This window comes from Cyclobacterium salsum (assembly GCF_010119245.1).
Lineage (GTDB): Bacteria > Bacteroidota > Bacteroidia > Cytophagales > Cyclobacteriaceae > Cyclobacterium > Cyclobacterium salsum.
The window spans coordinates 255,869-282,399 of record NZ_WNKG01000009.1; the positions used below are offsets into that span (position 1 = coordinate 255,869).

Here is a 26,531-nt window from a genome sequence, read left to right on the forward strand (position 1 = left end):
TTCCGCAAAGTTATAAATAATACAGGATTGAAAGCCTTGAATCTCCTTATATTTAGGGATATCAACAAACTTCTTTGAGGAGATTGGAGTGTTTTTCAGGATATTTTTTTTACCTTTGCCCTTCGATTTTAGAAAACAACATAAATTATAAGATATCATGGCTGTTACTACTTTAAAAAGAAAGTTAAGGAGAAAAAGACAGGCTCAAAATGCCAGAACTTTGAAAATCAAACAATTGAACGCTAAGCCCGTCATTAAAAACGTGGACGTAGAGGAGATCAAAAAAGAATTCTCTAAAAAATAAGAACCTGAGATTAACCCGACGTATGTTGGGTTTTTTTTTACAATTTCCCCCTTTTTCCCAGTTCTACCACATTCAGATTTTTTATCTTCCCATCCAGTTCGAAGGTTAATAGGGTTTTTACCTGATGAAACCCCTGATTACCCAACGCACCGGGATTCATATACAAGCAGTTCAGGGCCTTGTCAAATACCACCTTACAAATGTGGGAGTGTCCACAAACAAATAGATCTGGCTGCAACCTTTTTATTTTAGCTTTGACTCCTTTTGCATAGGCAGGAGGTTTCCCTCCGATATGGAGCATCAGTACCTTTACCCCGCCAGTTTTGAAAAACAGCTCTTCTTCAAGCTGCCTACTCAGCTCGTAATCGTCAATATTTCCATAGACAATCCGCTGAATGGGCCCGGGAGGAAGTTTGGTGAGTACTTCTGTATGGCCCACATCTCCAGCATGCCAGATTTCATCCACTTGCCGGAGTATTTCCAATGCATTGTCCGGCAAATCGCCGTGGGTGTCACTAATCAGTGCTACTTTAATCATGCTACAAAGGTAGGGACTTAACGAGAAAGCCTCCAAACCCTTCTTGCCTGAGAAGACTTAAAAATAACCTACGGGAAGACACATGGGCCGCACTGCCTGTAAAAGCAGATTCCAGGAATTAAACACCCTTAAACATAACCCATGCTTGGTAATTGTAAGATTCCTTTCTATTTTTACGACGATAGATAATTTTGTGAATAAATGAAAGAAATACAATTCAGAGACGCAATAAAGGAAGCCATGTCCGAAGAAATGAGACGCGACGAAACCGTGTTTCTCATGGGCGAAGAAGTAGCAGAATATAATGGTGCTTACAAAGCCAGCCAGGGAATGCTGGATGAATTTGGCCCGAAACGCGTTATCGATACGCCCATTTCGGAGCTTGGTTTTTCAGGATTAGGCGTGGGCGCAGCCATGAACGGGCTGAGACCCATCATAGAATTCATGACGTTTAACTTTTCCCTCGTGGCAATGGATCAATTGGTCAACTCCTCGGCAAAGATGAGAGCCATGTCCGGTGGTCAATATACGGTTCCAATCGTTTTTAGGGGTCCTACCGGAAATGCAGGACAGTTGGGAGCTACCCACTCTTCCAACTTTGAAAACTGGTTTGCCAACACACCCGGCCTCAAAGTAGTGGTCCCTTCCAATCCCCACGATGCCAAAGGCTTACTGAAAGCTGCCATTAGAGATGACAATCCAGTAATCTTTATGGAATCCGAAGTGATGTATGGCGATAAGGGAGAAGTTCCCGAAGGCGAATATCTGCTTCCACTTGGAATCGCCGAAGTCAAAAGAAAAGGAGATGATGTAACTCTGGTATCCTTCGGGAAAATGATGAAAATCGCTTTTGAAGCGGCGGACCAGCTAGCCAAAGACGGAATCATGGCAGAGGTTATTGACCTGCGTACCGTAAAGCCTATTGACTACAAAACGGTGCTTGAGTCTGTCAAAAAGACGAACCGCTGCGTGATCGTCGAGGAAGCCAATCCGGTAGCCTCCATTTCTACCGATCTGGCCTTTACCATTCAGCGGCATGCCTTTGACTACCTGGATGCCCCGGTACTGCGAGTCAACTCCATGGATATCCCGCTGAGTTACTCTCCTGCCTATATTGAAGCTACCTTGCCCAATGTAAAGCGCACTATAGAAGCCGTCAAATCGGTTACTTACCAAAAATAATTCACCGTTCTTTTCTGAACCAGCAAAAGCAGCCCTTCCGGCTGCTTTTTTTTGTATTATAGTGGATTTCTATGTTGTTTTTTTAGGTTTTCTAGAATATTCCGCTACCCAGAAGCCGTTTTGGCACGCTTTGTCATGGTTTTTGTGCTACTACTAATTGGGTATTCAAAGAGTGCCCCGACACTGATAAATCAACGAATTACCATAAAACCAAAAGATAATGTTTACAAAAAATATAATTACGATACTTACTTTAATCTTGATAACGGCCGCTTGTTCATCAGAAAAAGAAGAGAGGTATATCTACGAAACTGACCGGGTATTGGATTCCGAAACGGGAGATGAGTATTATTTCAAAAATCTTGACACCATGACCGTGGTGCATATAGACGGGGTTTCAGAACCGGTAACCGTAAGCAGTACTCCTTTTGCAGGAAGTGAGGAATTTAAAAAAATGATGACCCAATACCGGGAAAATCTGGAGGCGCGAGAGGATTCACTGCTAATGGCGAAAAAAGAGCAGATCAAAAAGAATCGCACGGAAAGGTATGCTGAATACAATGACGATGAGTTGATGGAACGCTTCAACACCTTGAAAGATGAAGAAGCTCCCTTTGCCCAGCAAATGGATGTAATGGCCGAATTGGTCCGTAGGGAGGTAGTGCTGGAAATAGATGTACCCGAAATTATGGAGATTGGTCCCGAAGATATCGATATGAATATCGATTATCAACCGGAAGAAGGTAATTGATACAAAACCAAGCGCCCAAATGGGCGCCTTTTTTTATCTTTATGTTGGCGGGAATTATGGATTATTAGCGTGCCTCGCGGTTTCAACGCTTTCCTAAACCGCAAAGAAACCAATCGCTAATTTTATGATTCTACATGAATAATCATACGGCGATAGGCATTTAAACTGGGGGTTCCATCGTCATGAATTTCTAATAGTATATGGATATCCTTTGCAGCTGCATCTTCTGGGATTTCCAAGTTAACCTTTTCAGAAGATCTATTTTGAATGGCGAGGGTGCCATCATAGGAACTAGGTTCCTCATAAAATGACCAGGAATAGATTAATGAATCCCCATCCGGATCGTTGGATCCGTTTGCATGTAGCTCAATGGTTGAACCTGCAATTGCTGTACTTTTCAATACTTCCCTGGGTTTTGTATAGCTTGGCGCTGATTTGGGATTTAGGGCCCTTTTTGCCAAAAGTGATTTAACAGGAACCGTTATGGAAAGAACTAAAAGTGATATTATTATGAACTTCGTTTTCATGTTTAGCTAGTTTGGCTATTTTTCAGATAAAAGGATTTTTCCCGGCGGTAACCTGTCTATTGCATCTAATCCAGTTTTCCAGTTAATTAATTCCTGCATGCTACTTACTCTCTAACTCGACTTTTGGTTTCAGAAAAGGCAAAAAGCTTCCCTTGGCAGCCAGAGAACGAACCGTCTCTCTTTCGCCTGATTAGTTAAAATTTTAGTATCCTAGGATCTTTCGGGAATACGAAGCACCATATTGGCATTCAAACCAGCAGCCAACCTCCCTGCCTGCTTGACGGCTTCCCTCCTATTTGTATAAACAAATGAAAGATGCGGTTGAAAAGCTGTTGAATAGAGTAACGTTTGGAATTCGATTACCTTCCCTGATAGCGTTGGACTTATTCCATTGGGTGTATTCGAAATCCTTTTGTGGGCTGAAATAACTTCTACTGTCAGAATATCCGGGAGCGCCGTCCAATCACCAAATTTAAAACCGCAAATGGAATAATAGTCTTTGGTCCGCTTTCTTGAAAAATCAATAAGCGTTCCTCTGTATGAGGAAACGATTACGAGTCCAAGAAGTATAGCCCCAACTCCTACTGCGAAAACCCTTCCCAAAGGATCCTCTGTGCTGAAAAAGACCGGACTAATCAAGACTACCAAACCCGCCATTATCAGCAGTGAGCCCAATAGATGGGGGCCAGAAATCAGATTTCGTCGTTTAAATCGAAACGTATTCATCGTCATTAGCAGCAATTTGTACCCGCCTGTATGGGTGGACACTTAATTGTCCCATAACTACAATAGACACAACAGTCGCCTGGTTTTGGCTTTACTAATTCCTTACAGTTTTCGCATTCATAAAAAAAGTCACAGGCGGCTGTAGGCATGGTTTCTTCTTTCTGATGTCCGCAGTTCGGGCAAGTGACGATTGATTGTAGGATGATCTTCATTTCTTTCCTGATAGTTGTCAAAAAAAAGTTTTTGGATTCAGCGAAGGTAAGCCATTTTTTACCGAGGCGCAGGACCCTAACTTTGGTCACCCTAAGCCAATCGGAAGACGGCCAAACTATTTAGACGGGGATACCCGTATCGAATCGCTTTCTACCGATTTCAAGGGGACAAAGTGATTGGATAGGCTGTCCGAAGAAACCTGCCAAATCCGAAAGCCAAACGGTCTGTCGTCAAAATTCTTACTCGTGGTCTCCCCACTTACCAGTTGGATGTGTTCATAGGTATTCTTCGTCAACTTATGCGTGTGCCCGGATAGGTAGGCCACTACATTGTTTTCCATAAACAATTCCAATATTCTTTTTCGGGTCGGCATTGGCAGGTTATAATAGTGATCTTCCTCATCCGGACGTTCCGTGTATAAAGGATAGTGACCTAAAACAAACACGGGGTTCTCCTTTTCGCCTAGATTATTGAGGGTTTCTTCAAACCAGGTATGGTGTTTTTCCGACTCATTTTCCACCTCGACTTTCCAAAGTTGCGTATTCGTCACCATAAATGAATGCTCTTTATGGTCAAATTGGTAGTAATCATCGCCAATCGTTTCCCGGTAATACTGAAGGGTAGTATCCGTTGGGATATTACCCACGTCATGATTTCCTGAAACCAGATGACTGGGGATGTTTAGGCCGGTCAGAATGGTTTTAAAATCGGTATAGGAACTATCGCTGGCATTGTGCACCAGGTCACCGCAAATCACCACAAAATCCGCCTCCAATTCATTTATCTGGCTGACAGCCTGTTTGAACGTTTGGATATCGTGTTCATACCCTCCCATTCCAAGTTGCGTATCGCATAGTTGAACAAAAGAGAAGGGTTCCTGCTGTTTTTCGGCGCATGAAAAGCTCCCCAGCAGCAAGAAATGCAGGGGTAGGTAGGTAATAAATCGTGAAATCATTTTGTTTTTGTCAACCGTTTCTAATTCCATATGCCGTTCTTTTCAGTCAAATTCTTTGGTTATTGACATACCTGGATTTATTTATTTGACTTCAAATTTAATATTATTTGTTATAACATTCCGCTTTGGGAGTCTTGTTCTTCTTAGTGTTCAGGTTTCATCACTTTTGATAAATGGGGGCGGACAATACTGTTTTTCATGGCATGGTACCGTGCTTGGATTGAAGGAATGCTATGGTGGATTGGATCAACTTTTTAAGTGTTTCCTGATTGATGTCCGAGAGCTTCTTGACATATATACAGGCCTTTCCCATTTTGAATTTTCCCAAACCCTTTAGCAATTCCTCCTGACCCTGACAACCGGAATAAACGTAGAGGGAGATGGCGGTTTTTCGTGGTGAGAACCCCACCAGCGGCCAGTCACCCTCCTGCCGGCTTCTTTCAGACTTATAATGATATTTCCCAAATCCAATGATTGAACTGCCCCACATTTTGGGTTCAAAGCCGGTAAAATCCTGCATTAATTTTAAGAGTTCAAAACTGTCCTTTTTCTTCTGTTCGGTAGCGGCAAAACCGTGAATAAATTCATGAACATCATCCTCATTTTGTTTTGTCTTTAATTCAGCCATTTTTATTGAATTTTAGTTTTCCGTAGCGTCTGACGTCTTCCTGATAGCAATCTTCTGGCAACTATCGACAAGATCACTAGTATTTTTTTACATTTTCGCTTCTCCCTGCATCAATTCTTCTGTCCGGATTACGGAATTAAATTAGTTAAAAAATGGAATTTTATCAATGCTTGGTAGTCATTCGGTAAGGGATAACTAAAAATGCTATGGTACGATCTGCCGGAGATTGTTGCCATTTGACCTTAATGAATCTGGCACTGGCATGGGCTTAGCTGTTTAAAACGTTACAACGTTAGTTCTTCTATTTATCAGACAAACCATAAGTATGAAAGCCGAAATAAAAAATGAACGGAATAGGTTACTCAAATCGGTAGAACGATTTCTTGATGGCCCAATGATTTTTCTAGGATTCGTTTGGCTTGTCCTACTGGTGACTGAGCTGGTATGGGGAAGAAACAGGTTTCTTGAGTATGTAAGTTTTAGTATTTGGGGCATATTTATTATTGATTTCCTGGTAAAGATTTCACTCGCCCCGGAAAAACGCTCCTTCCTAAAAAAAAATTGGCTTACTACGATCTCCTTGTTTATACCCGCATTACGGGTATTTCGGGTTTTCCGCTTTGTGCGACTGTTACGTAGTCTTCGGGGCATACGGATCGTTCGAATTGTATCTTCGCTCAATAGAAGCCTGCGGAGCTTGGGCAAAACCATGCAGCGCAGGGCCTTTGGCTATGTGATGATTACGACCCTGTTTGTAACCTTTTCCGGAGCGGCCGGAATGTATGCATTAGAAAATCCAAACCCGGGATTTTCCAGTTATTGGCTTGCGCTCTGGTGGACCGCAACACAAGTGATCACAGCAGGCAACGAATTCAGTCCGATGACTACCGAAGGCCGCGGCTTGGGTTTTTTAATTTCCGTTTTTGGTTTTAGCATTTTTGGCTATTTTACGGCGACTTTTGCCTCCTATTTCATCGGTCGTGATGCCGAGGAAAAAGATGCTCCGGTTGCCGGTTCCAGGGATATAAAAGAATTGAGAGCCGAAATCATTGCCCTTCGTAAAGCTATTGAATACCAAAATAAAGCCTAGGGTTCCCTATCATCAATTGCCTACTGCTTTGCTTTACCGAAATGATTTATCCTTCCATCTCTAGCATACATGCTTCCGGCACCGCCTGCAATGAACTAAAACCTGTCATCATACAATATAAAAAGCCACAAATGGATCATTTGTGGCTTTTTAATCTAGCTTATCCCCCGTTTTAATCAGGGTATTTTTGGATGCCCCTAATAGTTGGGATTTTGTGTGATCACATCATTAATATCCATTTCAGCCTGTGGAATTGGCCATAAATAATCCCTTTCAGGCCGGAAATTGCGATTTAGACCACTGTTTATGGTATCCCATTCCCCACTCTCCTCATTGAAGTAGTAAAGGCCTTCTACGGAACCAATTTTATCCTCTCCGATTTCCCATCGGTTCATGTCAAACAGCCGTAAGCCTTCAAAAGCCAACTCTACCGCTCGTTCATCCCGGATGATGGCCCGTAATTCTTCCTGTGATTTGCCCGGAGTAATGGGAGGCATTTCAACGGTTGGCCGTTGCCTCACGCTATTGATTGCCTCGTAGACAGAGTCATCGATTTCATTCAATTCGATCTTTGATTCCGCATACATCAACAGCACGTCCGCATATCGGATTAAAATCATATTGATCGAACCAGTATTCGGATTGCTTTCATCCGCATCATAATCCACCCATTTCTTGAGATTATATCCATGAACGGTGGAGAATTCCGTAGACCTTACCCGGTCAGCCGTTGGGCTATCCGGAAGGGAATTAAACGTACTCGTACCAATAGGTTGTCCGGTATAGTAGCTCGTATAAGACCAGCGGGGATCCAGGTTTTCGAAGGGATCATCGGGGTTTTCGGGGCCTTTATACCCATACTTTAAAAACAAATTATGAACGGGCTCCACGACGGATCCACCTCCAATAGATGCGGCCGAAAATGAGAAGGCATTGTACGTATCTCCACCCACCGTGTACTGCCTGTCAAAAATCACTTCTGAAGAATTTTGGCCGGCGTATTGAAATAATTCTTCATAGTTCGGGTATAACTCATAAATCCCTAAATCCATCACCGCTTGAGCAGCATCCCGGGCGACCGCATACCTTTCGTTTCGGTAAGCCACCCTGGCTTTAAGTGCCATAGCAGCTCCCAGTGTGGCTCTCCCGATATCCTGATCATAGCTCAGCGGCAATTGCTCACCCTGAATGATTTGATCCAATTCAGCAATGACAAAATCGACCACTTCTGAGCGGGCCGTTCGGCCGACTTGTGCAGTCACTTCCAGCGGTTCCAGAATCAAGGGCACATCCCCCCAAAGGCTACTCAACTGCGTATAAAAGTAGGCGCGCAGAAATCGGGCCTCCGCTTCATACCTGGCCAATAATTCCGCATTTCCCTGTTCTATTCGATCAATATTTGCCAAGACATTATTGGCACGCTGCACGCCCCGGAAATACCTGTCCCAGGTAGACCCAATGGCTGCATTAACCGGATCAAAGGATCCCATGGACACATCGTGAAGGGAACCTGGTCCAGAAGGAGCACGGAACCCAATGTCCGTAACCCCATCCAGCTCCTTGACCATCAATTGCCCATCCAGCTCCACGTAGATTCCGTTAACGGCAAGTCGGGCATCCTTTTCCTGCTGCCAGTAAATAAGCTCGGAGACCTCCCCGGGAGGAAGCAAATCCAGCCCCTGGTCACAACTAAACATACCTAAGGCCAAATAGCCCAGCCCAATATATTTTATAGTATTTTTTAGTAAGTTCATTTCTTTTCGCTTTTAAGATTAAAATCCGACGGTTACGCCACCACTGAAAAGTCTGCTATGCGGGAAAAATTGACTCCTGCCCCTGGGGGTTTCCGGATCAAACAACTCTGTTTCCGTAAAGGTCAGCATGTTTTCACCCGAAATGTACACCCGCAGATTGGCGACGAGATTTTGAGGAATGGTATACCCGAGCTGAAAATTTTTCAGTCGTAGGTAACTGGTGTTTTGCAACCAGAAATCGGACTCCATTAAATTGGCAGAATTACCCGATCTCACCATGGGCCAGGTACCGTTGGGATTTCTTTCCGGGTGAAAGGCCTCTCTGGCCATGGTCACCGGAATGAAATTCGTATAATTCGGTCCTTCCATCAATGCCCCGTCAAGCGAATGCTGCTGGCGAAGCACTCCCTGCCAAAACATGGAGAAATCAAAACCCTTGTAAGAGGCACTAAACCGAACCCCAAACTCGTATCGCGGATCTTCATTCCCCATAATATACTGGTCACCTGCGGGATAGAGGGATTGGGAGATCACCCCGTCTCCATTTAAATCTTCATAAATAATATCTCCGATCGTCACCGTTGGGAAAATCGTGGCGGGATAATTATCTAAATCCTCTTGGGTACGATAAATGCCCGGAGATTTCAAACCCCTCAGGGAATTGATGGATTCACCCTCTGTCCAAACGGTAAATTTGTCCGGGAAAAAGGGGCCCGTTCCCTTCAGGTCTTCAATCTTATTAACTACGTCCGAAAAGTTTAACCCAATCGAATATTGAAAGCCATTATCCATCGTGGGGATGCTATTATAGTTAACCGCAAGTTCCCAGCCCTTATTGGAAACGGCTGCCGCATTTTGTACGGGCGGACTGTATCCAATGGTCCTGGGTATGGGTAATTCGATCAGAATATCGTCGGTGTATTTGTAAAAATACTCTGCGATGACCTCGATCCGGTCATCCAGAAAACCCATATCCAAGCCTACATTGCTCATGGTGGTTGTTTCCCAGGTAATATCGGGGTTCCCTGCCCGGGTGATAGCGGTACCTGGTACCAGGTTATTGTTAAACTGGTACCCGTTATTCAGGTTGTAAGTGTTGAGGTACCTGTAGAGGCCAATCCGTTGATTTCCTAGCTGTCCCCAGGATCCTCGTAATCTCAAATCGCTGAATAAACCCTGATCTCTCATGAAATTTTCTTCAGAAATCCGCCATCCCACAGAGAACGAAGGGAAAATCCCCCATCGGTTTCCTTCTCCGAATCGGGAGGATCCATCATACCTGACGTTGGCTTGGAACATGTATCGGTCATCATAGGTGTAGTTAGCCCTACCGAAGAAAGACCGTAGCCTCCACTCTTCGGAATAGCCTCCGGTTCGTTGGTTTTGGATGTCTCCGGCATTGATATCCCGGAGGTCATTGCTGAAAAAATTATCCCGGGAGGCGGAAATTTCTTTATACCGGTTGTAAATTTCCTCATACCCCGCCGTGCCCTGAATGCTGTGCTTACCAAATGACTCGTCATAATTCAGGTACAAACGTTGACTAAGCTCTCTGCGGTTTTCCTGACTTTCGGTGAGCACGGAAGTGGCAAACCAGCCCCCCACATTTACCAATTCACCGGTCACGTAATTTCGCATACCGGCAAGGCTATTCTGAAACACAAACCCATCGGTTGCCGTGGTATTGAGCGTTACGTTTCCTTCCAGAGACAAGGCGTCATTGATTGTATAGGCAAATCCCAACTGACCAAAAACATCATCACTGATCCGGCTGGTTTCTCCCTCTTTTGCCATGGCACGGGCATTCCACTGACCCGATACCAAATCATACGTCCCGTCCGGGTATTCCATGACAATGTTTCGGTTAATGTGGAGTAATGCCTGCGTGATCCGCTGGCCTGTAAAACCCGGGCCGCTAAAGCCACGATTCCGATACATCAGATTGGTCTTTATTGTCAGCTTGTCCGTAGCATACAAGTCAGAATTGATACGCATGGTGACCTGCTTATTATTAAAGTTTTGGAGGATACCATCTGTATCGGCATAATTGATGGAAGCAAATACCCTTCCGGTCTCACCACCGCTGGAAAGCGACAGGGAGTGTCTTTGCTGGAAGGCATTTGGATTAAAAATACCTCCCTCATAGTCTGCAAATGGGAATTCCAGCGGATTGGTACCGGCAGCTACATTTTCAATATACTCTTCGCTGTAGGTGGGGTTCGCTCCTACATTGGCCTGGGCCTCGTTTTCTAACCTCATCCAGGTCACGGGATCTGTTGGCTCGGGGAAGAAATTCGGGTTTTGCCAGCCTACAAAATTGTTGTAGTTGATAGAGACCCCACTCTCGGCCCCTCTTTTGGTAGTCACCAGAATCACGCCGTTGGCTGCTCTGGATCCATATATGGCTGAGGAGGCGGCATCTTTTAGCACCGTAATGGTTTCAATATTGGTGGGTTCCACCGTGCTGAGCGATTGCTCTACACCGTCTACCAAAACCAGTGGGTTGGAGTTATTTAGCGTACCCACTCCCCTGATCCGAATGCTGGTACTTTCATCTCCCGGTGCTCCGCCATTATTCTGAATGCTCAATCCAGGTGTGGTGCCCTGCAGGGCCGCTGCGGTATTCAACACCGGACGCCTGGCCAGATCCTCGCCTGCGACGGTACTTACGGCACCAGTGACATTGGCTCTCTTTTGGGTACCAAAGCCTACTACCACTACCTCTTCCAGGGAAGACGTGGACTCCACCAAGGTTACATTGATGATAGAACGATCACCGATAGCGACCCGCTGGCTCTCAAAACCAATAAAGGAAAATACAATTTCAGAGCCTTCAGGTACGGTCAATGAATAGTTTCCATCCAAATCGGTGGCGGTTCCGATGGTCGTTCCGGGCAAAGAAACGGTTGCCCCGGGAATGGGGTCTCCGTTAGGATCCGACACGGTACCCGTGACCGTAACATCGGCCATTTGCTGCCCTTTCAGACCGTTTCGTTCGAGCGAAACAAGCGAGCCGTTTAGTTCCTCAAAAACGGTATGGGCATGACTTTTAGGTAAAAAGGGGTAGAACAGCTGTAAAGCCATCAGCAATACAAGGCTTGAAACATACTCCCTGAGTAGTGGTTTTTTCATGATGTGGTAGAATTTAAGTTTGTTTAAAGTGAACACTTAAAAGGCAAATAGATCTTCAGGCATGGTTGGCCTGGCTTGTGGAAAAGGGCATCTAGTTTACGACGCCTTTTTTACAGATGAGACTTTTTTACATAGGCCTGCAATTTTAACTATTTGATTAATTATTTTTGAACTGAGTTTCTTCAAATAGCATAAAAAATAATCTTTAACGATGTTTATACTAAATCATACCTGCTGAAAAGAGTGTTTTTTATCTTATTAATATATTTTACATTCTTTTCCAATTAAATGATTTTTTAAATGTAAGGATTAAAATATTTATAGGACAAGACATAGATTTCCTCCTATTGCTGGAATATGAATGCCAGAATACTAAAATGATGAATTAATCTACTAATTCTGAGAAATAGCCGGTTTTAGGTATAATTGCTGCTTGACGAGATGGTAATTTTAAGGATAAAATTTAATAATAAAAAGAAAATGAAGCATAAAAAAATAAATTTCAAATACGATTTAAATGGGAAGAAGCGTTAGGGTTAGTTGGTTTTAAGGAATGCAGGTTGGTGAATCAATTCCTATGCTTTAGGGCTGATGGCCTGATTACTAGTTTAAGTATTTGTCATTTTGGATGTCCCCGGATTCAATTCGCTCCATGCTCATAAAGCGCAACCGTTCGGAAATAATCTGGATCTGACAGGGGTTTACTTAACTTATCTTCTCCGATAAACGGGGCGAAATCGATGGTTTTTTCCGATTGATCGCTGAAATTAAAATGAATTTTTTTACCATCCAGTATTTTAAATTTTGTTATACTTATCATATCTATAAAATTTTAATCTAACGGTTCAATTTTATTTAGCGGCTCACGACTTCTGGCTTTTTGCCAATTTTCTAATAACTCATCTCTGTGTTCTATTGCCCATTCAATCGTTCAGGTCTTGGCTCTTTTCGGCAAATGACCTTCTAATATTTCTAACGTTTTAATGTCAATCAAGGCTTCATTGTCCTGGTAAACCACATGGAAATGAGGTGGTGAATGGTCGTTGGAAGGGGTTGGACCTGAATGGCATACCAAGCAAGCTTACCGCTTCTGTAGATTGGGTCACGCGATCGACCGCAGATTGACAGAAGAGACTCCGCTGGCGCTAGTATTCACTTCACCCTTCTGTTTGAGAATCTACACTAACTGAGTAACGCAATCTTCAAAAGACCATTTGCAATGGCAAAAGACAACACTTTTAAACCTGAGTTATTTATTCAACGTTCCAGTTCGGAACTCGATTTTTGAACCTAAACAATGCCCTTTTTCACCAAAAACGGACTGCTTTTCGGTCCAACAAAAATCCGGACTGCCATTTTTACCACTTTCCCTTCCATAACTGATTCAAAATGGTTCATTTTATCATCATTGGATCACCTAAAATCCTCTTATTTCCAAAAGCACGCCATCAGGGTCATGAACAAGGATGATTTTCCGATCATTCGGAAGGACGGCTAACTTATATTTAATATGATTTTTGTCTAATCTTTCAATATAAGGCTCAACATTCTTGACATCAATAGAGAAATAACTTGAACCTATTCTTTCAAAACCATAATATTCTTTTTCATTGCTAAATGGGATCTCCGGCAAGTTACCTTTGGTTTTATTGAGTTTGTATTTTAAGGAATAACCATCACACTGCATTCTCAAATTAATAATATTAAACTCCTTTCCGCTATTAACCCCATATTTAGTAGATGTTTCACTCGACTGGTGATACGTGTCCTCTTTTACCATCCCAATAATATCGGTATAGAATTTATAGGATTCATCTAAATCAGAAACAATAACTCCAATAGACATTACCTCAACAGGGCTGGTTAGGCTCTTGAATCCATAAATTATGGATATAGCGAAAATCAGGATTCCCATAATTTTAAATTGCTTTTTCATACGCTATTTTTTTTAAAATGCCGTAAAAGGTCTTTTGGTTTCATTTCTATTTATCCCTATTCGAAGGTGCGTATTTTGACCACCATTTATCATCATCCGTTCTAAAAGGAGTATGGGAAACATGTGCAGTCACTGCTTTCCATTCTCCATCAATTTTCTGCATTCCGTAAGTAAAGCAACCGCTACTCCGGACCGTATCACCTTTATCGTCTAAATGCTCATGGTCAAATTCAACCAAATAGGAAGCAGCATCTCTTGAAAACACATGAACTTTATGGGTTTGTAAATCCCATTTCAATATTTTCTTCCAGCCCCCTTCTCCAAGAAGGTCTCTCCAGATTCCGTCCATCGTCAAATAGTCTCCCCAGTAATACCCATCTCCAAAGCCTATAAGGTCTTCTGCATAAAATGTCATAACAGATTCAAAATCCATATTTTCCAAATCACTTGCATGTTTTTCCGAACGCTCAATGATATCGCCTTTTATTTGTTCGATTTCACCCATAGATAATTGTTCGGATGGTTGACTACAACCAAGAATAGGTAAAATAGCTATAATGATTAACCACTTCATTTTTTCAAATTTTTAAGGTTTTACAATATTTGCTCCATAACCCCGAGTATAAGAAGCGTAGGTCCTTTAAGGGTGTTTGGGATTTTCTGAAGCGTTATAACCTTCAGTTTATTCGAATTCCAAGTAGCGATCGAAAAACGGAAGCATGTCATTCAACACTCTTCCATCATCAGTCCAAAGCTTGTTTCCATGAGTTCCTATAAACTCCTCAGCGTAATGATTAATCCCCAATCGTTCGAGCTTCTTACTAAATAGTTTGCTGGTAATAATGACATTATCAACTTCATCATTTCTTCCCCAATCAATTTTCAAAGCATTCAATTTTTTTACGTTTTCAATATATTTGTCAACCATTCCTAATGGAAAGTTTTCCTCCCATACTTTTAGTACATCAAAATTAACTGACAACTGATTATTTACATATGTGTAAGGAAAGTCGGCATAAAATGGGGGGTTGGAAGGGTTAGGAGATATGGAACGTGCCATAGCGACTAATACTTTTGCATAAAATTCATCAGTAAAATATTCGTTAAAGGATTGCAGTTCTTCTAAAGATTGCAAATTTGATATTATTCTCCATGCATTTCCATGTACACCAAACACCCCCTCTAAAAACCCACCACCGCCTGATAGTGAATATACTGCCCCAAATACCTCTGGATATTGCATTCCTAACTTCAAAGCTCCAAATCCTCCCATTGAGAAGCCTGTGATACCCCGGTTATCTCGATCGGGGATAGTTCGATAGTTTTCATCAATAAGCTTTACCAAATCTCTTGATGTGAAAGTTGCCCAATTTCCCTTTAGTGAAGAGTTTTTGTAAAAGCTACCCCCATCTTTAGTTTTCTGATCAGGGATAACAAATATTATGGGTCGAATCTTACCAATAGCTATCGCCTTATCTAATTGATTTTTTATATCATACCCAACATAGGAAAGACTATCACTTTGAGTGAAGCCATGTAAGTAATAGATGACAGGATAGTTCTGATTACTTTCGTCATATCCGGCTGGCAGATAAACACTGACTCTTCTGGTCGGATTATTTCCATCAGAATTTTCTAAATTGTTGGAGTAAAGATTTTCAATAACAACTTTTCCTTCAGGCTGCTGCGCTACAGCAAAATTGGAAAGAAAACATATCGTTAATAAGAGGGTAATCCTTTTCATTCGGTTTGCATTTTAAGATTTTGTAAATGTGCTATAACAATGTCACTAAAAGCATTAGGCTCCTGGATTTTCAAATCGTGTGAAGCGTCTGGAATGAAAGCTCGATCAACGTCCTGGAAGCACCGCTCCAGGTGATCATGAATTAAACCAAACATTTCGGGACTTCTTTCTCCTTCCACTAACAGGACCGGCATCGTCATTTGTTCAGCTTCATTGCACGTAAAAACCGGGAAAGAATCTTCATCTTTTGTATTAATACCATTCATTTCCCCCATCAATTCCCTGGCGTTTTGAAGCATAGTGATATGGCCAATAGGCGGAATATTTGTGTATGCACCTTCTCCCAGAACCCCGTTGATAAAGAGCTTAACACCCTCCTCTATTTCCCCGTTTTGAAATGCGTTATGGGAGGGGATTACTGAATTTTTTATAAAGTTTTGATAAACAGATTTCCCATGAGATGTTGAGTTTAATAAAGGCATTACGGGAGGTTCACCCAGCGTCACACTGCGAACGAGTTCTGGATAATCCCGTGCAACCATCAGCGACGTATACGCTCCATACGAATGACCAACCAGATGGACTTTACCCAGATCTAATGACTGTATGAAAGCGGCAAGGTCTTCGGCATGAATGTTTACCGAAAAATCTGAGGCATCTATGGGCCAGGGATTGGGATAGTGGTAGCGCCGACTGTAGGAAATCACTTTGTAATTCTGTGACAAAGGTTGTATTTGACCAATCCATGTCCTGTAATCTCCCAGGGTTCCGTGCACCAATACCACCGGTTCTCCTTCACCGCATTCTATGTAGTGAAACGACGTATCGTTGATTTCTGCAGTGTAAATATCAGAAATGCAATCTGCTGACTGAGCTGCACCCTGCTCCAAATTGACTGAAATGATTATTAGCACAGTGAGAAGTGACTTTGCAATTACTGTTTTTATGATCATATCCATATCCTTATTATGGTTTACCCCGGCTTGATATTCTGGTTGATGTGGAAAAAATTATCAGGGTCATATTTTGCTTTAACTTTCTGCAGTCGCTTGTAGTTATCACCGTAAGAAGCCTCAACACGATCCTGACCTTCTTCCATCATAAAATTGACATAGGATCCGCCAAGTGTGTGTGGATGCACTGCTTTCCAATAGTCCCGTGCCCAGGTTTTTATTTTTTGAGCATTTTCAGAATCGGGATCTACACCCACGATCACCATCGACCACTGTGCATCACGCTTACTCCAGGCCGTTTCATCTTTTCCAACCCTGTGTACAGCACCGTCTATTGGGTAGAGATGCATGGTAGATAGAGGAGTGGGGACATTGGAAAATTTCAGGTGTTCTTGAATGGCTTCATCACTCAATTCTTTGACAAAATCACCTTTCCAATACCATTGGTGGCCCGTGGGATAAAGGCCATCGAACATGGATTGAAGGGCGGGATAAGGCATTTCTCCGGTAAATTCAAACAAAGGCTTGGCTACATCACGGGCCTGTTGCACATATCCTTCAAACTGGTCCTTCGGGCCGGTAAAGCTCCACAACAGGCCGCACACTTTTTTACCATGAATCTCTTCCGGAAAAGGATCACCGGCTGCCACTTCCGCTATTAGATAGAAAGCATATAGATCATCCGGCATTTCAGGCAGCCAGTCGCGGTACCACTTCATGGTGGTTTCAAGCTGGTCTATGGGCCAAAACATGGGTCCTGCAATTACATTTTTCACGGGATGTAGTCGGTATTCAAATGAAGTTACAACTCCAAAATTGCCGCCCCCACCACGCAATGCCCAAAATAGATCTGCGTTTTCCCTTTCATTTGCATGCACAATTTTTCCATTGGCAAGCACTACGTCCGCGCTGATGAGGTTATCAATGGTGAGGCCATATTTACGGGTGAGGTATCCGTGGCCGCCGCCTAGTGTCAGTCCTGCCACACCGGTTGTAGAATTGACCCCGCTCACCGTTGCCAGACCGAACTCATGCGTGGCGGCATCCACTTCTCCCCAGGTACAGCCGGGCTCCACTCGGACTGTTCTATTTTCGGCATTAACCTGGATACCTTTCATAGGCGAGAGATCAATCACCAGTCCGTCATCTACCAGTGCAAGGCCAGGGCCGCTGTGCCCGCCGCCGCGAATGGATACTTCTATCCCTTCTTCCCGGGCATAATTTACCGATGTGATTACATCATCCTTGTTTTTGCATTTCACAATGACTAAAGGATATTTGTCAATCATGGCATTGTAAATGGTACGTGCCTCATCGTAATTATCATCCGCTGGAAGGATGATCTCTCCGTTTAGTTTTTCTTCCAAACGGTTGATGGATATGGTAGATTTCATAGTTATACTGGTTTGATATTGTTTGTAATTTATTTATTGGACGCTGACAAGTCTGTGATTGAATGATCCAGAAAAGCCTGGTGTACTTAGGTAAAAAATCCTACTAGAGACCCTGGCCACTATCCCGTTGGTTTTTAACCTCTGTCTCTCAACTGATAGTGTATCCTAGTAAACAGACCTGAATCCTTACATATACAGGCACCATAGATAACTTGCCTCTCCTTCTTATGGACATATATCCAATATTACTCTGGCAGCCCCGATTTAGAAAGTTAAAGATCAATTTATAGAGGCACCTTCAAACGAGAACCCCTAATTTAAAATCAACCTTGTTGATCTTGGGAAGGAATTCCCAATGATTGGTTACCTTTTCAGTCTGTAATTTAATAAATCAATGATATACAGGCTTTTCTCAGAAGATCAAAATCTTTGCTTAGCCGTCCACGCTCTCCGATTTCGAGGCTTTTCCGAAAAGTTCAGAATCTTTACTTAATTGGGCCCTTGCTTCTGAAACGCTGAAGGAGAGATATTGAATTTTTTCTTGAAAACCCTGCTGAAATGGGATATATTTTCAAATCCGCATTCATAGACTACCTGGCCAATTGTTTTATCGGTGGTTTCCAAAAAAGCTTTTGCTCTTTCCAGCCTTCGGTTTGTAAGCCATTTTCCCGGGGTAGTTTGGTAGTGCTTTTTAAAGTCACGCTTAAATGTGGACAAACTTCTGTTGGAAAGGTTGGCAAAATCCTGCATTTTTAAATCGTACCAATAGTTCTCTTCCATCACTTCCCAAATCGGAGTTTGATAGCGATCTACAATTTTCAGGATATAGGCGAGTATATGTTTGTTCTTTGGGTTGGAGAAAATATTAAAAAGTAATTCTTTGAACTTATTTTCAAGTACACTCTCCGGAATTGGTTTATTATTTCCAAAGTAGGGGAGGAAGCTGGTATAACAACTCCTGATTTGCTCGTCTATCTCAAACATTTCGATCATTTCCTTACCTGGTTCAGGTAAATCAGTCAGGGACAAATAGGATCTGAACTCCTCAAATATAAACCTGAGGTAATCATCTTTCATGTAAAACACCAATGTGTCCCATCCACTATAATCGGCAGGTAGTTCCTGTAAAAAAGCACATTTTTTTACCAACCCGCCTTTTTCAGAACTGTGAACCCATAATTGATCACCGTGTTTTTGAATCCGTTTCCCGCTTAATGTAAAAAGGATCTGGGTATGCTTGGAGTAGAGTTGCATTATCTCATCTCGCTGGGGGCAAGTGTAATATAAAACGAGCGTATCTTTTACAGAAAATTGAGGAAAAAGCTTCGGATTCGATAATTGTAATTCATACAGATCCATATCCTGGTGGGTGGGTAAGAAATGATTTCAAAGTATTCGTAAAATCAAGTTTTAGCTATGATTCTTTATTACTTATGATTCTTTATTAAAACGAGTAAAATTAATATAAGAAAAAAGGCCATAAATTCAAAGGTTATTGATGCCGGTCATAACAGAATTCCCTTTTCCTTCATTTTTTTGTGATTTTCTCTCCGGGTTTCATGCCCCACTGTTGCCCGATTTGCATGGATTCCTGCATAATGATCTTGATTTACTGGAATATACCTTAACTTTAAAAGAAAAAATGTGGCAACTTGTATTAATGGCAATGATGGTGAGCAAATTACTTTTATTTGATTTTAGTGCTTCCGATGACTGGTCGGCTTGGGAAATAGAGAACGATGGGGTGATGGGGGGTAATTCCAGTAGTAAGCTTGAAAGAAGCCCTGAGGGTAATGCTATTTTTAAAGGAACGGTCTCCCTGGAAAACAACGGTGGCTTTGCCTCCCTGCAATATCATTTTTCCACAAAAACCATTAAAGGATATAAAAAAGCACTTGTTTTATTGAAGGGGGATGGAAAGGCCTATCAATTTAGGATGAAATCCAGTCTAAAAGACAAAGCTTCTTATATATACACTTTCCAAACCACCGGGGACTGGGAAACCGTGGAGGTTCCCTTGAATGAAATGGAACCGGTATTTCGTGGGAAAAAACTGGATTTGCCCAACTTTTCTGCCGATACCATTCAGGAAATACGGTTTTTGATAGGAAATAAAAAGGCAGAAGATTTTCGGTTGGAAATAAAAAAGATCGAGCTGGACCGAAATCAATAAATGAATACAGGGGTAGGAGGAAGACCTTTCACGAAATTATTTTTCCTTCATTGCTTACGCACAAATCAACTTCCTCCTCAAACGCAACTAATTAAAATCTATTTTATTCGAACGAGAGCCTCCAAGGCTGATCCTTGCAGTTTCGGATCGAAGTGCAGGGGTTCCGAGGCCGGATGCTTGGGTTCAGAAGTCCTTTGGGATACCTGGTGAGTACCCCTCCGGCTTTAATCGCTTTGCTTTAGTTTGTATAAATAAAGCTGGCTGGGTGCTGGCCAGGGTTTTTCCCGGGGGCGGTCGCGGTTCCGGTTCAGGGTTTCCCATTTCAACACATACCGAATACCCTTTTCTGCTGCCTGCCCGATATCTCCACCGGTACGCACCTCCAGCCCTGGGAAAGTGCCTGCTACCTCCAGTTGCTCGTCAAACGGTGCGGGTTTCAGTACCTTCCCCACATTTTCAAAATTATCGTTTAACAAGATCGTACCATGACCGTGCTTGATATGCCAGTATCCCAATTCGTAATACCCATCGGCACGCTTCTTAAAGTCCTTGATACGCACTTCGCTATTGATGCTACCGTTCCCGGAAAATTCCCAGCGGTAATCCCATTCGGTAATCTGCCGGTAATTCCAGCCATTTGCTTTTAGTTGGGCCGTGTAAAACTGCAGGTTACCTTGGGTATCGTATTTGTGATAGGCGAAAACGGGCAGGTTGTTTTCATCCAGCACCATCCGGGCGGCCAGGTTAATGATCCCCCCTTTCACCGGAATGGGATCCACAATCAGGGACTTGTTATCAAGGGTGGCAGGCATAGCGATCTGTTCCCCGAAAGCGTTGTACCAGTTTTTCAGGTCCGGGCTTTTCATATAGGAAAGGTCATGATTGGTGGAGCAATCGGGGGTGTCGCGCCAGACCCAGTAGACATGGTACCAACCGTCCTTCAGCAAGGTGGGCTGGCTCTGGTAGGCGTTCATGTCTCCCTGCCCGTCCGTTAGCGGGGTGTCCAGTAAACGCGTCCATTCTTTGGTGCCGCAGTTGTAAATATTGTAGATCTCGTTGCCGTTACCACTGCCTCCATCCCGGTAATGAAAAAGTAACTCGCCCTCTTTGGTGTTCATAAAATGCGGGTAGGTGGCCCTTTTTTCATTTTCGCCCACCATCTCCATGTGTTGCTGCAGAGTGGAAATATCGTTTGGCTTAGTGCTGCGGAAATAGGTGATGGGATGGACGTGCATGTTTCCCGACAAGTGGATGAATCCCTCCTTGTCGATGCCGAGGGTCACCGAATTATGACTATCCCAGCCCAGCACGGTACTGGTACCTCCATGCGTTTTCCGGGAGGTGGCCGGCATCTCGTGCAGGTCAAATTCCGGATCGCTGAGGTTTCGCTGACCTACGACCATGTTGCGGTTGGCATTGTAGTAGGCGATATACTGCCTGTCCTTATGGGTAAGCAGGGAAAAGCCTACCGGATGCCCTGCCCAAACGGAATCAATGGGGATGGTCTCGACGATCGTTTCGGTCTTGTGGGTATCGTCGATAACAAGGGGGTTTTGGCTAAAACAGGGCAGAGAAATCAGTACAAGGAAGAGAAAGAGAGGTATTGGGTTCATATTGCTGGTATTTTGATCCTGAATATGCCGCCTTATTTTCACTTTTCAAAACGGTAATCTGATGGCCGGTAAATTTCATTGGTGGCCCATTTCTTGATTTTCCACGATCAATGTGCTCCTGCCGGCTGCCAGGGACCATTCGTAACGAAGAGATGGGCTGCCCTCCAGGCCGGTAATTTCCGCTTCAAACCCTGCAGTGGCATTGAGCGAGAGACTTCCGTCCGGTTCGACCGTAGGCGAAGAGAGCGTCACCTCGCCCTGATGCTCAGGGTCCCTATCTTCGGTATCACAGCTAACACTTATCAGGCTGGCCAGCACAAGGCCTTTCCATTTCCATTGTAATTTTGTTGCCATTTTTATCATCATTTCAGCGAATTAGAACAACTTTACTTAGTCATCGAAAAGCGCGTAAAATGTCATCAGGAAAGGGCGGGTAAGGAGAAAAATGTTTGGTTAGGCAACCGTGAGTGTTGCGGATCAGTAGGGGGATATATTTTGACTAAAAGGGGCCACCAGCAAACTGGTTCAACAAAACCAGGAAGCAAAATTATGACTACCCGTCAGCTTATGTCCAAATGGTGCAAAACAATTGCCATTCACCACTATCAGGCTTAATCATTTATAGTTTATTTGAACAGGGTTATATTCTTGCGAACCAACTGTCTGGATATATCCAATCGGATATCCTTCATTGTTATACGTGAAGTTGTATCTTCCTCTGTTAATAATTAAATCCCCGACATCTTCAAATTCCTCTATTACATTATTTTTTGAAACAATGGTTTCCTCCCCGCTCATTACCCTGTAAATAAAGCCTATATCTTGGTTAGAAAAATTCCTTTTATCATCATAAGTCATCGTTCTACTGCTCGTCAGATAAGTGTATTCACCATCAATTAAATAAAAATCCATCTGAGTAATATTGCCATTGATCCACTCGAATACGGTTTCTGTTGCTTTATGATCGACACCCTCATAAGAATACTTGATTGACTTAATCATTCCATCTTTATAGCTAAATAACCCAACTCTGATTTCTGTGATATCACCATTTTGCTTCGTCGTCGCCTTTTCTTCTTTTCTGAAACCATTCTCTCCATAAGATAACTCAATAATCTGTTCCAAGCCTTGATCTCTTTTTATTTCAACTCTCGATAACTGGTGGCCTGAATATTGAAACTGAGTAGTGGTTTCAATCCGTTCACCAAAAAGTCTGTTGAATTTTACCAGGTAGCCATTTTCATATTCGAACAAATCTTTATAAAATGTAGGATCACTTATCTCCTTCACAAAAAGTGTATTTGAAGGAATTTCTTCATTTTCACAACTAAAAAGTACTGCTGAGAATAGTACCAAAATTGTGTGTCTTACGTTGATTTTCATCGTTCCTTTTAAAATTATACCTATTTATTCTTTTTTTGCTTGTTGTCAACAGTTTGAATAAGACTTAGAGCGGCTTCGTCCTTGGTGTTGCAAAGAAACGAAAAGTTTCTCCGTCTACCAGAGCAGGGTTAGTGCCGACTTGCGTTTATTTGTTGTGGCGTTTTTAATTTTTCATTTCTTTCATGTCGATCAATATAGTATTCTCTACTGTAGGTTCCTGGTGAAGCATGATCACCAACCTCAAAGTCGAAGTTCACATATTTCACCTTTTCTAATTCGGTCAAGGTGAATGTGGCCGTAGAAAGATAATCGTCTGCCCCTGCTGATCCCATTTGTTGAGTCAGTATTTCGCTATTATGGATTTTTAGAAACACCGTATCGTTCGAAATTCCTTTAAGTTCAAGTCGGACTGTATCACCTCCTTTTGTTGAATTGATTAGGTCGATCAGTACCTGTGGTTGAAGCGTATCGGAGTCAACTTTTCTGTTTTGTTGTGGAAGACTTTTGTTATGATCGTAAATCCAAATTGGTGACCTGTCTGGAGAAAAGGTGAAACCCAGACGATCCGGAATCTCTATGTTTGTGGTTTCTGAATTCTGTGGTTCATTCGATTCAGTTTCTGAATTTCCGCAAGCAGTCGCTAGGGTCACTAAAATGAAAATGAAAAATGTTTTTGATAGTCTTGTCAATTTTATTGGTTTTAAATGCCACATCACTAGTGGCTAATCGGAGCCATTGCGGTTAGTTTCCTTATGGATCTATACCGAAACTCCCTAAATATAAATAAAATCCAGAGGAGGCCAACTACTATTTTCATTTTCCTTTACTAAGGTATTTCAGGATAAGGGAGGGTCCCTTTTTCGCGTGTAGCATCCATCCTATGGCAACCAGCACCACCTGGATACGGTGGGATGCTAAAATGATTACCGCTCCAGGTAGCCATGAAACTGCCGGCAGAAAAGCGATATGGCCCAGGGCATCCATTTCGGTAAGAAATAGCCAAAAAAACATCGCCGGGATTACTCCTCCCCTCCCAAAGCCCGGACCTGCCGGTCTTCTTCGATATGGCGGATGCCCTGGATTTTGAGTTCCTGTAGGTCTTTTTCCATTCCGGAACTGCAGCCGCTGATGATACCCGCCAGCTTCAAAATGCGATGGATGGTGCAGCCCCTATCCTGCAGGCTTTTTGCGATCTGCTCTATTTGTGACTCCGATCCGCGCTCGATAGATGCGATAAAGTTTCGCTTCATGGCTGTTCCTCATTTTGCAGGGGAGACTGTACCAGACCGGCCCCTACATCACGTCCGGGTAAGGGCAAAGGCCTGGCCTGGCTTACCAGCTTGTCCCATATCTCCCGGGCAGTAGCTTCGGGAAAGGCCTCCCGCAACTGCGCCGCCACACCCGCAACAAAGGGGGTGGCCATGCTGGTACCGCTAATAATGGCATATTCCTGGGGAAGTTTCCAGGAACTGAATATTTCTACTCCGGGCCCGGCAATATCCACCAGCCCTCCATCGGGGTTCAGGCCCCCACAGGAAAAATCGGCTACATTCGAACGGCGGTCCAAGGCCCCTACGGCCATGATATTGGGACAGTTGCCCGGATGATTGACAGCCCGGATCAGTCCCTGACTGCGGCGGCTGTCGTTTCCGGCAGCGGCAATAATCAGGGTACCCATATCCATGGCTATACCAGCAAGCTCGTTGTAAATATTGGAATAACGGCTGTCTTCCTCTACCGAAGCACCCAGAGACATGGAGATCACGCTGCAGCCCTCTGACACCGCCCATTCCATTCCTGCCAGGATACCGCTATCACTGCCTACCCCCTCATTGGAAAGCACCTTCCCTACGTACAAGCCAGCATCCGAGGCGGTCCCGTAGCGGATGCCGCTATTGCCCCGAACTCCTCCGACAGAGATACCGGCGCAGTGGGTCCCGTGGCCATGCGCATCATCCACTGTTTCTCCCTGTATAAAGGATTTCGCCACGACCTCTCTTCCCGCAAAGTCCGGGTGGGCCAGGTACATGCCGGTATCCAGCACCGCTACCTTTACCCCTTTGCCGGTAAAGGAACCAGGCAAGGCCCCGAGGGCATTTAAACCCCAATAAGCTTCTCCTGTATTTTCAAAAATCGGAGGCGGCTCCGGAGGCGGGTCTTTGGGTATGGGACCGGGGTCAGCAACGGGTGGATCTTTCTTTATCCCAAAGATTCGGCATATAAATTGCCACAATAAGCTACTGCTGCGCGCTCTTTCCAGGGCATACAAATAGCGTTCGGGTTCCTCGTATTGAAAACTTCTTTGAGAGTAGAGCAGGGATTTGATCTGCTCGTCGTGGTTGGCGTTGATTACGGCTACCCTGAACTTCTCGAATACGATTCCGTCTCCTTCTGTAAAGGCTTTCTGATAATCTTCCTCATGGCTACGATAGGCACTGGAGGGGGCCAGCCGAAGGGCCGCTCCTGTGGCTTCCTCATCGATCTTTTTCATATTGGTGTCAGGGGAAAGCATGACCAGTTTTTTGCCCGTGTATTTGGGTCGATCTCCGGAAGGAATTTGGAAAGAGGTGTAGGGATCCATGGGAAGGGGGTTTGGTTGAGGTTTGTTGGTACCGATGTAAAAGTTACCTATTTTTCCTTAAAAAAGCCAAGCCTTTGCTTCCTGAATCTGTCTTACTATTGGTATATCTGCTGCTGCCCAGTCCAGGTCCGGCAGGAGCTCTGGCGGCATCCAGCGATAAGCGGTATGTTCCATCAGGATGGGAGCTACGGCACGGGTTCTTGCCCAAAAGGGCACCAGGCAAATGGCAAGGTCTCCGTAATCGTGGTGCACGGGCTGCATTCTTTTTTCCACTTGGATGTTCAGCCCCAGTTCCTCCTGAATTTCCCGGATCAGGGCTTCTTCCTCGGTCTCTCCCGCTTCCACTTTTCCACCGGGAAATTCCCATTTGAGGGGCATGCGCATCTTTTCGGACCGTTGCACCGCCAGAATTTGATGTTGTGAATTGCGGATGACCGCACAGGTAACCCATAACATGGAGGTGAAGGTAGGGTATAAACAGCTTACACGCACTTAAAAGGTTTAAAAAATTGAACCACATAAGGGACATAAGGACATGGAAGGGAGCACGAAAATACCTATGTGCACTTACATGCCTTATAGGATTTAAAATATTGAACCATATAAGGGATATAAGAACATGGAAGGGTGCGCGAAAATACTTATGTGCACTTACATGCCTTATAGGATTTAAAATATTGAACCATATAAGGGATATAAGAACATGGAAGGGTGCGCGAAAATACTTATGTGCACTTACATGCCTTATAGGATTTAAAAAATTGAACCATATAAGGGATATAAGAACATGGAAGGGTGCGCGAAAATACTTATGTGCACTTACATGCCTTATAGGATTTAAAAAATTGAACCATATAAGGGATATAAGAACATGGAAGGGTGCGCGAAAATACTTATGTGCACTTACATGCCTTATAGGATTTAAAAAATTGAACCATATAAGGGATATAAGAA

The 26,531-nt window shown here is 43.5% G+C and carries 27 protein-coding genes; 4 read left to right on the forward strand and 23 right to left on the reverse strand.

The genetic code is table 11. The features are described 5' to 3' along the window. Positions 1-341: 341 nt before the first annotated feature. A complete protein-coding gene (locus tag GJS45_RS17385; RefSeq protein WP_162343127.1) occupies positions 342-842 on the reverse strand; it encodes a metallophosphoesterase family protein in 501 nt (166 codons plus the stop codon). A gap of 201 nt (positions 843-1,043) precedes the next feature. Here GJS45_RS17385 and GJS45_RS17390 point away from each other — a divergent pair, with 201 nt between their 5' ends. Both GJS45_RS17390 and GJS45_RS17395 read left to right on the forward strand, forming a co-directional pair. Continuing rightward, the gene (locus GJS45_RS17390; RefSeq protein ID WP_162343128.1) at positions 1,044-2,024 is read left to right on the forward strand and encodes a pyruvate dehydrogenase complex E1 component subunit beta; all 981 of its coding nucleotides are present in this window, start codon (positions 1,044-1,046) and stop codon (positions 2,022-2,024) included. A gap of 220 nt (positions 2,025-2,244) precedes the next feature. Next, positions 2,245-2,775: a hypothetical protein gene (locus GJS45_RS17395; protein WP_162343129.1), complete on the forward strand. Its 531-nt coding sequence runs from the start codon at positions 2,245-2,247 to the stop codon at positions 2,773-2,775. Between the two features lie 122 nt (positions 2,776-2,897). Here the strand turns inward: GJS45_RS17395 and GJS45_RS17400 are convergent, their stop codons facing one another. The 5 genes from GJS45_RS17400 to GJS45_RS17420 form a co-directional block, all read right to left on the reverse strand. Continuing rightward, complete coding sequence (locus GJS45_RS17400; RefSeq protein ID WP_162343130.1) at positions 2,898-3,302, reverse strand: PKD domain-containing protein; 405 nt, start codon at positions 3,300-3,302, stop codon at positions 2,898-2,900. Between the two features lie 210 nt (positions 3,303-3,512). Next, on the reverse strand, positions 3,513-4,034 hold the full coding sequence (locus tag GJS45_RS17405; protein WP_235954837.1) for a hypothetical protein: 522 nt from the start codon (positions 4,032-4,034) through the stop codon (positions 3,513-3,515). Next, positions 4,034-4,240: a GDCCVxC domain-containing (seleno)protein gene (locus GJS45_RS23845; protein WP_162343132.1), complete on the reverse strand. Its 207-nt coding sequence runs from the start codon at positions 4,238-4,240 to the stop codon at positions 4,034-4,036. The genes GJS45_RS17405 and GJS45_RS23845 overlap by 1 nt, the downstream gene beginning before the upstream one ends. Before the next feature lie 116 nt (positions 4,241-4,356). Beyond that, positions 4,357-5,226: a metallophosphoesterase gene (locus tag GJS45_RS17415; protein ID WP_162343133.1), complete on the reverse strand. Its 870-nt coding sequence runs from the start codon at positions 5,224-5,226 to the stop codon at positions 4,357-4,359. A 166-nt stretch (positions 5,227-5,392) separates the two neighbouring features. Beyond that, entirely contained in the window at positions 5,393-5,824 is a 432-nt protein-coding gene (locus GJS45_RS17420) for a DUF1801 domain-containing protein (RefSeq protein ID WP_162343134.1), read from the reverse strand. Between the two features lie 325 nt (positions 5,825-6,149). On the opposite strand from GJS45_RS17420, the gene GJS45_RS17425 reads away from it, so the two are divergent. Further along, the gene (locus GJS45_RS17425; protein WP_162343135.1) at positions 6,150-6,914 is read left to right on the forward strand and encodes an ion transporter; all 765 of its coding nucleotides are present in this window, start codon (positions 6,150-6,152) and stop codon (positions 6,912-6,914) included. 197 nt (positions 6,915-7,111) lie between these two features. Here the strand turns inward: GJS45_RS17425 and GJS45_RS17430 are convergent, their stop codons facing one another. From GJS45_RS17430 to GJS45_RS17475, 10 genes are all read right to left on the reverse strand, one after another. Further along, positions 7,112-8,668 carry a RagB/SusD family nutrient uptake outer membrane protein gene (locus GJS45_RS17430; protein ID WP_162343136.1) on the reverse strand — a complete coding sequence of 519 codons (1,557 nt, stop codon included), beginning with the start codon at positions 8,666-8,668 and terminating at the stop codon, positions 7,112-7,114. 18 nt (positions 8,669-8,686) lie between these two features. Continuing rightward, entirely contained in the window at positions 8,687-11,800 is a 3,114-nt protein-coding gene (locus GJS45_RS17435; protein WP_162343137.1) for a SusC/RagA family TonB-linked outer membrane protein, read from the reverse strand. Positions 11,801-12,440: 640 nt separating this feature from the next. Continuing rightward, a complete protein-coding gene (locus GJS45_RS17440) occupies positions 12,441-12,620 on the reverse strand; it encodes a DUF2442 domain-containing protein (RefSeq protein WP_162343138.1) in 180 nt (59 codons plus the stop codon). A 111-nt stretch (positions 12,621-12,731) separates the two neighbouring features. After that, complete coding sequence (locus tag GJS45_RS23970) at positions 12,732-12,875, reverse strand: DUF4160 domain-containing protein (RefSeq protein WP_262887946.1); 144 nt, start codon at positions 12,873-12,875, stop codon at positions 12,732-12,734. Positions 12,876-13,217: 342 nt separating this feature from the next. After that, entirely contained in the window at positions 13,218-13,736 is a 519-nt protein-coding gene (locus tag GJS45_RS17450) for a VOC family protein (RefSeq protein WP_162343139.1), read from the reverse strand. A 46-nt stretch (positions 13,737-13,782) separates the two neighbouring features. Further along, complete coding sequence (locus tag GJS45_RS17455) at positions 13,783-14,310, reverse strand: nuclear transport factor 2 family protein (RefSeq protein WP_162343140.1); 528 nt, start codon at positions 14,308-14,310, stop codon at positions 13,783-13,785. A 108-nt stretch (positions 14,311-14,418) separates the two neighbouring features. Continuing rightward, positions 14,419-15,480 (reverse strand): alpha/beta hydrolase, encoded by a 1,062-nt coding sequence (locus GJS45_RS17460; protein WP_162343141.1) that lies wholly within the window; start codon positions 15,478-15,480, stop codon positions 14,419-14,421. Continuing rightward, positions 15,477-16,439 carry an alpha/beta fold hydrolase gene (locus GJS45_RS17465; RefSeq protein ID WP_162343142.1) on the reverse strand — a complete coding sequence of 321 codons (963 nt, stop codon included), beginning with the start codon at positions 16,437-16,439 and terminating at the stop codon, positions 15,477-15,479. Before GJS45_RS17465 ends, GJS45_RS17460 begins: the two co-directional genes overlap by 4 nt. A gap of 14 nt (positions 16,440-16,453) precedes the next feature. Then, entirely contained in the window at positions 16,454-17,827 is a 1,374-nt protein-coding gene (locus GJS45_RS17470; protein WP_202928113.1) for an FAD-binding oxidoreductase, read from the reverse strand. A gap of 489 nt (positions 17,828-18,316) precedes the next feature. Further along, positions 18,317-19,081 (reverse strand): helix-turn-helix domain-containing protein, encoded by a 765-nt coding sequence (locus tag GJS45_RS17475; RefSeq protein WP_162343143.1) that lies wholly within the window; start codon positions 19,079-19,081, stop codon positions 18,317-18,319. A gap of 388 nt (positions 19,082-19,469) precedes the next feature. On the opposite strand from GJS45_RS17475, the gene GJS45_RS17480 reads away from it, so the two are divergent. After that, complete coding sequence (locus GJS45_RS17480) at positions 19,470-20,000, forward strand: CIA30 family protein (protein WP_162343144.1); 531 nt, start codon at positions 19,470-19,472, stop codon at positions 19,998-20,000. Between the two features lie 224 nt (positions 20,001-20,224). Here the strand turns inward: GJS45_RS17480 and GJS45_RS17485 are convergent, their stop codons facing one another. From GJS45_RS17485 to GJS45_RS17515, 7 genes are all read right to left on the reverse strand, one after another. Beyond that, a complete protein-coding gene (locus GJS45_RS17485; protein ID WP_162343145.1) occupies positions 20,225-21,613 on the reverse strand; it encodes a BNR repeat-containing protein in 1,389 nt (462 codons plus the stop codon). Positions 21,614-21,688: 75 nt separating this feature from the next. After that, entirely contained in the window at positions 21,689-21,967 is a 279-nt protein-coding gene (locus GJS45_RS17490; protein ID WP_162343146.1) for a hypothetical protein, read from the reverse strand. A 261-nt stretch (positions 21,968-22,228) separates the two neighbouring features. Next, the gene (locus GJS45_RS17495) at positions 22,229-22,996 is read right to left on the reverse strand and encodes a hypothetical protein (protein WP_162343147.1); all 768 of its coding nucleotides are present in this window, start codon (positions 22,994-22,996) and stop codon (positions 22,229-22,231) included. Between the two features lie 128 nt (positions 22,997-23,124). Then, the gene (locus GJS45_RS17500; protein WP_162343148.1) at positions 23,125-23,685 is read right to left on the reverse strand and encodes a hypothetical protein; all 561 of its coding nucleotides are present in this window, start codon (positions 23,683-23,685) and stop codon (positions 23,125-23,127) included. Between the two features lie 330 nt (positions 23,686-24,015). Further along, complete coding sequence (locus GJS45_RS17505) at positions 24,016-24,246, reverse strand: hypothetical protein (protein WP_162343149.1); 231 nt, start codon at positions 24,244-24,246, stop codon at positions 24,016-24,018. Beyond that, complete coding sequence (locus GJS45_RS17510) at positions 24,243-25,577, reverse strand: S8 family serine peptidase (protein ID WP_162343150.1); 1,335 nt, start codon at positions 25,575-25,577, stop codon at positions 24,243-24,245. Before GJS45_RS17510 ends, GJS45_RS17505 begins: the two co-directional genes overlap by 4 nt. Positions 25,578-25,634: 57 nt before the next feature. Further along, positions 25,635-26,069: a (deoxy)nucleoside triphosphate pyrophosphohydrolase gene (locus tag GJS45_RS17515; protein WP_202928114.1), complete on the reverse strand. Its 435-nt coding sequence runs from the start codon at positions 26,067-26,069 to the stop codon at positions 25,635-25,637. Positions 26,070-26,531: the final 462 nt, after the last annotated feature.

Excerpts from the sequence above, each read along its gene's own strand:
- GJS45_RS17385 (WP_162343127.1), bottom strand. The coding sequence starts at position 842 with ATGATTAAAGTAGCACTGATTAGTGACACCCACGGCGATTTGCCGGAC.
- GJS45_RS17390 (WP_162343128.1), top strand. The coding sequence starts at position 1,044 with ATGAAAGAAATACAATTCAGAGACGCAATAAAGGAAGCCATGTCCGAA.
- GJS45_RS17395 (WP_162343129.1), top strand. The coding sequence starts at position 2,245 with ATGTTTACAAAAAATATAATTACGATACTTACTTTAATCTTGATAACG.
- GJS45_RS17400 (WP_162343130.1), bottom strand. The coding sequence starts at position 3,302 with ATGAAAACGAAGTTCATAATAATATCACTTTTAGTTCTTTCCATAACG.
- GJS45_RS17405 (WP_235954837.1), bottom strand. The coding sequence starts at position 4,034 with ATGACGATGAATACGTTTCGATTTAAACGACGAAATCTGATTTCTGGC.
- GJS45_RS23845 (WP_162343132.1), bottom strand. The coding sequence starts at position 4,240 with ATGAAGATCATCCTACAATCAATCGTCACTTGCCCGAACTGCGGACAT.
- GJS45_RS17415 (WP_162343133.1), bottom strand. The coding sequence starts at position 5,226 with ATGGAATTAGAAACGGTTGACAAAAACAAAATGATTTCACGATTTATT.
- GJS45_RS17420 (WP_162343134.1), bottom strand. The coding sequence starts at position 5,824 with ATGGCTGAATTAAAGACAAAACAAAATGAGGATGATGTTCATGAATTT.
- GJS45_RS17425 (WP_162343135.1), top strand. The coding sequence starts at position 6,150 with ATGAAAGCCGAAATAAAAAATGAACGGAATAGGTTACTCAAATCGGTA.
- GJS45_RS17430 (WP_162343136.1), bottom strand. The coding sequence starts at position 8,668 with ATGAACTTACTAAAAAATACTATAAAATATATTGGGCTGGGCTATTTG.
- GJS45_RS17435 (WP_162343137.1), bottom strand. The coding sequence starts at position 11,800 with ATGAAAAAACCACTACTCAGGGAGTATGTTTCAAGCCTTGTATTGCTG.
- GJS45_RS17440 (WP_162343138.1), bottom strand. The coding sequence starts at position 12,620 with ATGATAAGTATAACAAAATTTAAAATACTGGATGGTAAAAAAATTCAT.
- GJS45_RS17450 (WP_162343139.1), bottom strand. The coding sequence starts at position 13,736 with ATGAAAAAGCAATTTAAAATTATGGGAATCCTGATTTTCGCTATATCC.
- GJS45_RS17455 (WP_162343140.1), bottom strand. The coding sequence starts at position 14,310 with ATGAAGTGGTTAATCATTATAGCTATTTTACCTATTCTTGGTTGTAGT.
- GJS45_RS17460 (WP_162343141.1), bottom strand. The coding sequence starts at position 15,480 with ATGAAAAGGATTACCCTCTTATTAACGATATGTTTTCTTTCCAATTTT.
- GJS45_RS17465 (WP_162343142.1), bottom strand. The coding sequence starts at position 16,439 with ATGGATATGATCATAAAAACAGTAATTGCAAAGTCACTTCTCACTGTG.
- GJS45_RS17470 (WP_202928113.1), bottom strand. The coding sequence starts at position 17,827 with ATGAAATCTACCATATCCATCAACCGTTTGGAAGAAAAACTAAACGGA.
- GJS45_RS17475 (WP_162343143.1), bottom strand. The coding sequence starts at position 19,081 with ATGCAACTCTACTCCAAGCATACCCAGATCCTTTTTACATTAAGCGGG.
- GJS45_RS17480 (WP_162343144.1), top strand. The coding sequence starts at position 19,470 with ATGTGGCAACTTGTATTAATGGCAATGATGGTGAGCAAATTACTTTTA.
- GJS45_RS17485 (WP_162343145.1), bottom strand. The coding sequence starts at position 21,613 with ATGAACCCAATACCTCTCTTTCTCTTCCTTGTACTGATTTCTCTGCCC.
- GJS45_RS17490 (WP_162343146.1), bottom strand. The coding sequence starts at position 21,967 with ATGGCAACAAAATTACAATGGAAATGGAAAGGCCTTGTGCTGGCCAGC.
- GJS45_RS17495 (WP_162343147.1), bottom strand. The coding sequence starts at position 22,996 with ATGAAAATCAACGTAAGACACACAATTTTGGTACTATTCTCAGCAGTA.
- GJS45_RS17505 (WP_162343149.1), bottom strand. The coding sequence starts at position 24,246 with ATGAAGCGAAACTTTATCGCATCTATCGAGCGCGGATCGGAGTCACAA.
- GJS45_RS17510 (WP_162343150.1), bottom strand. The coding sequence starts at position 25,577 with ATGGATCCCTACACCTCTTTCCAAATTCCTTCCGGAGATCGACCCAAA.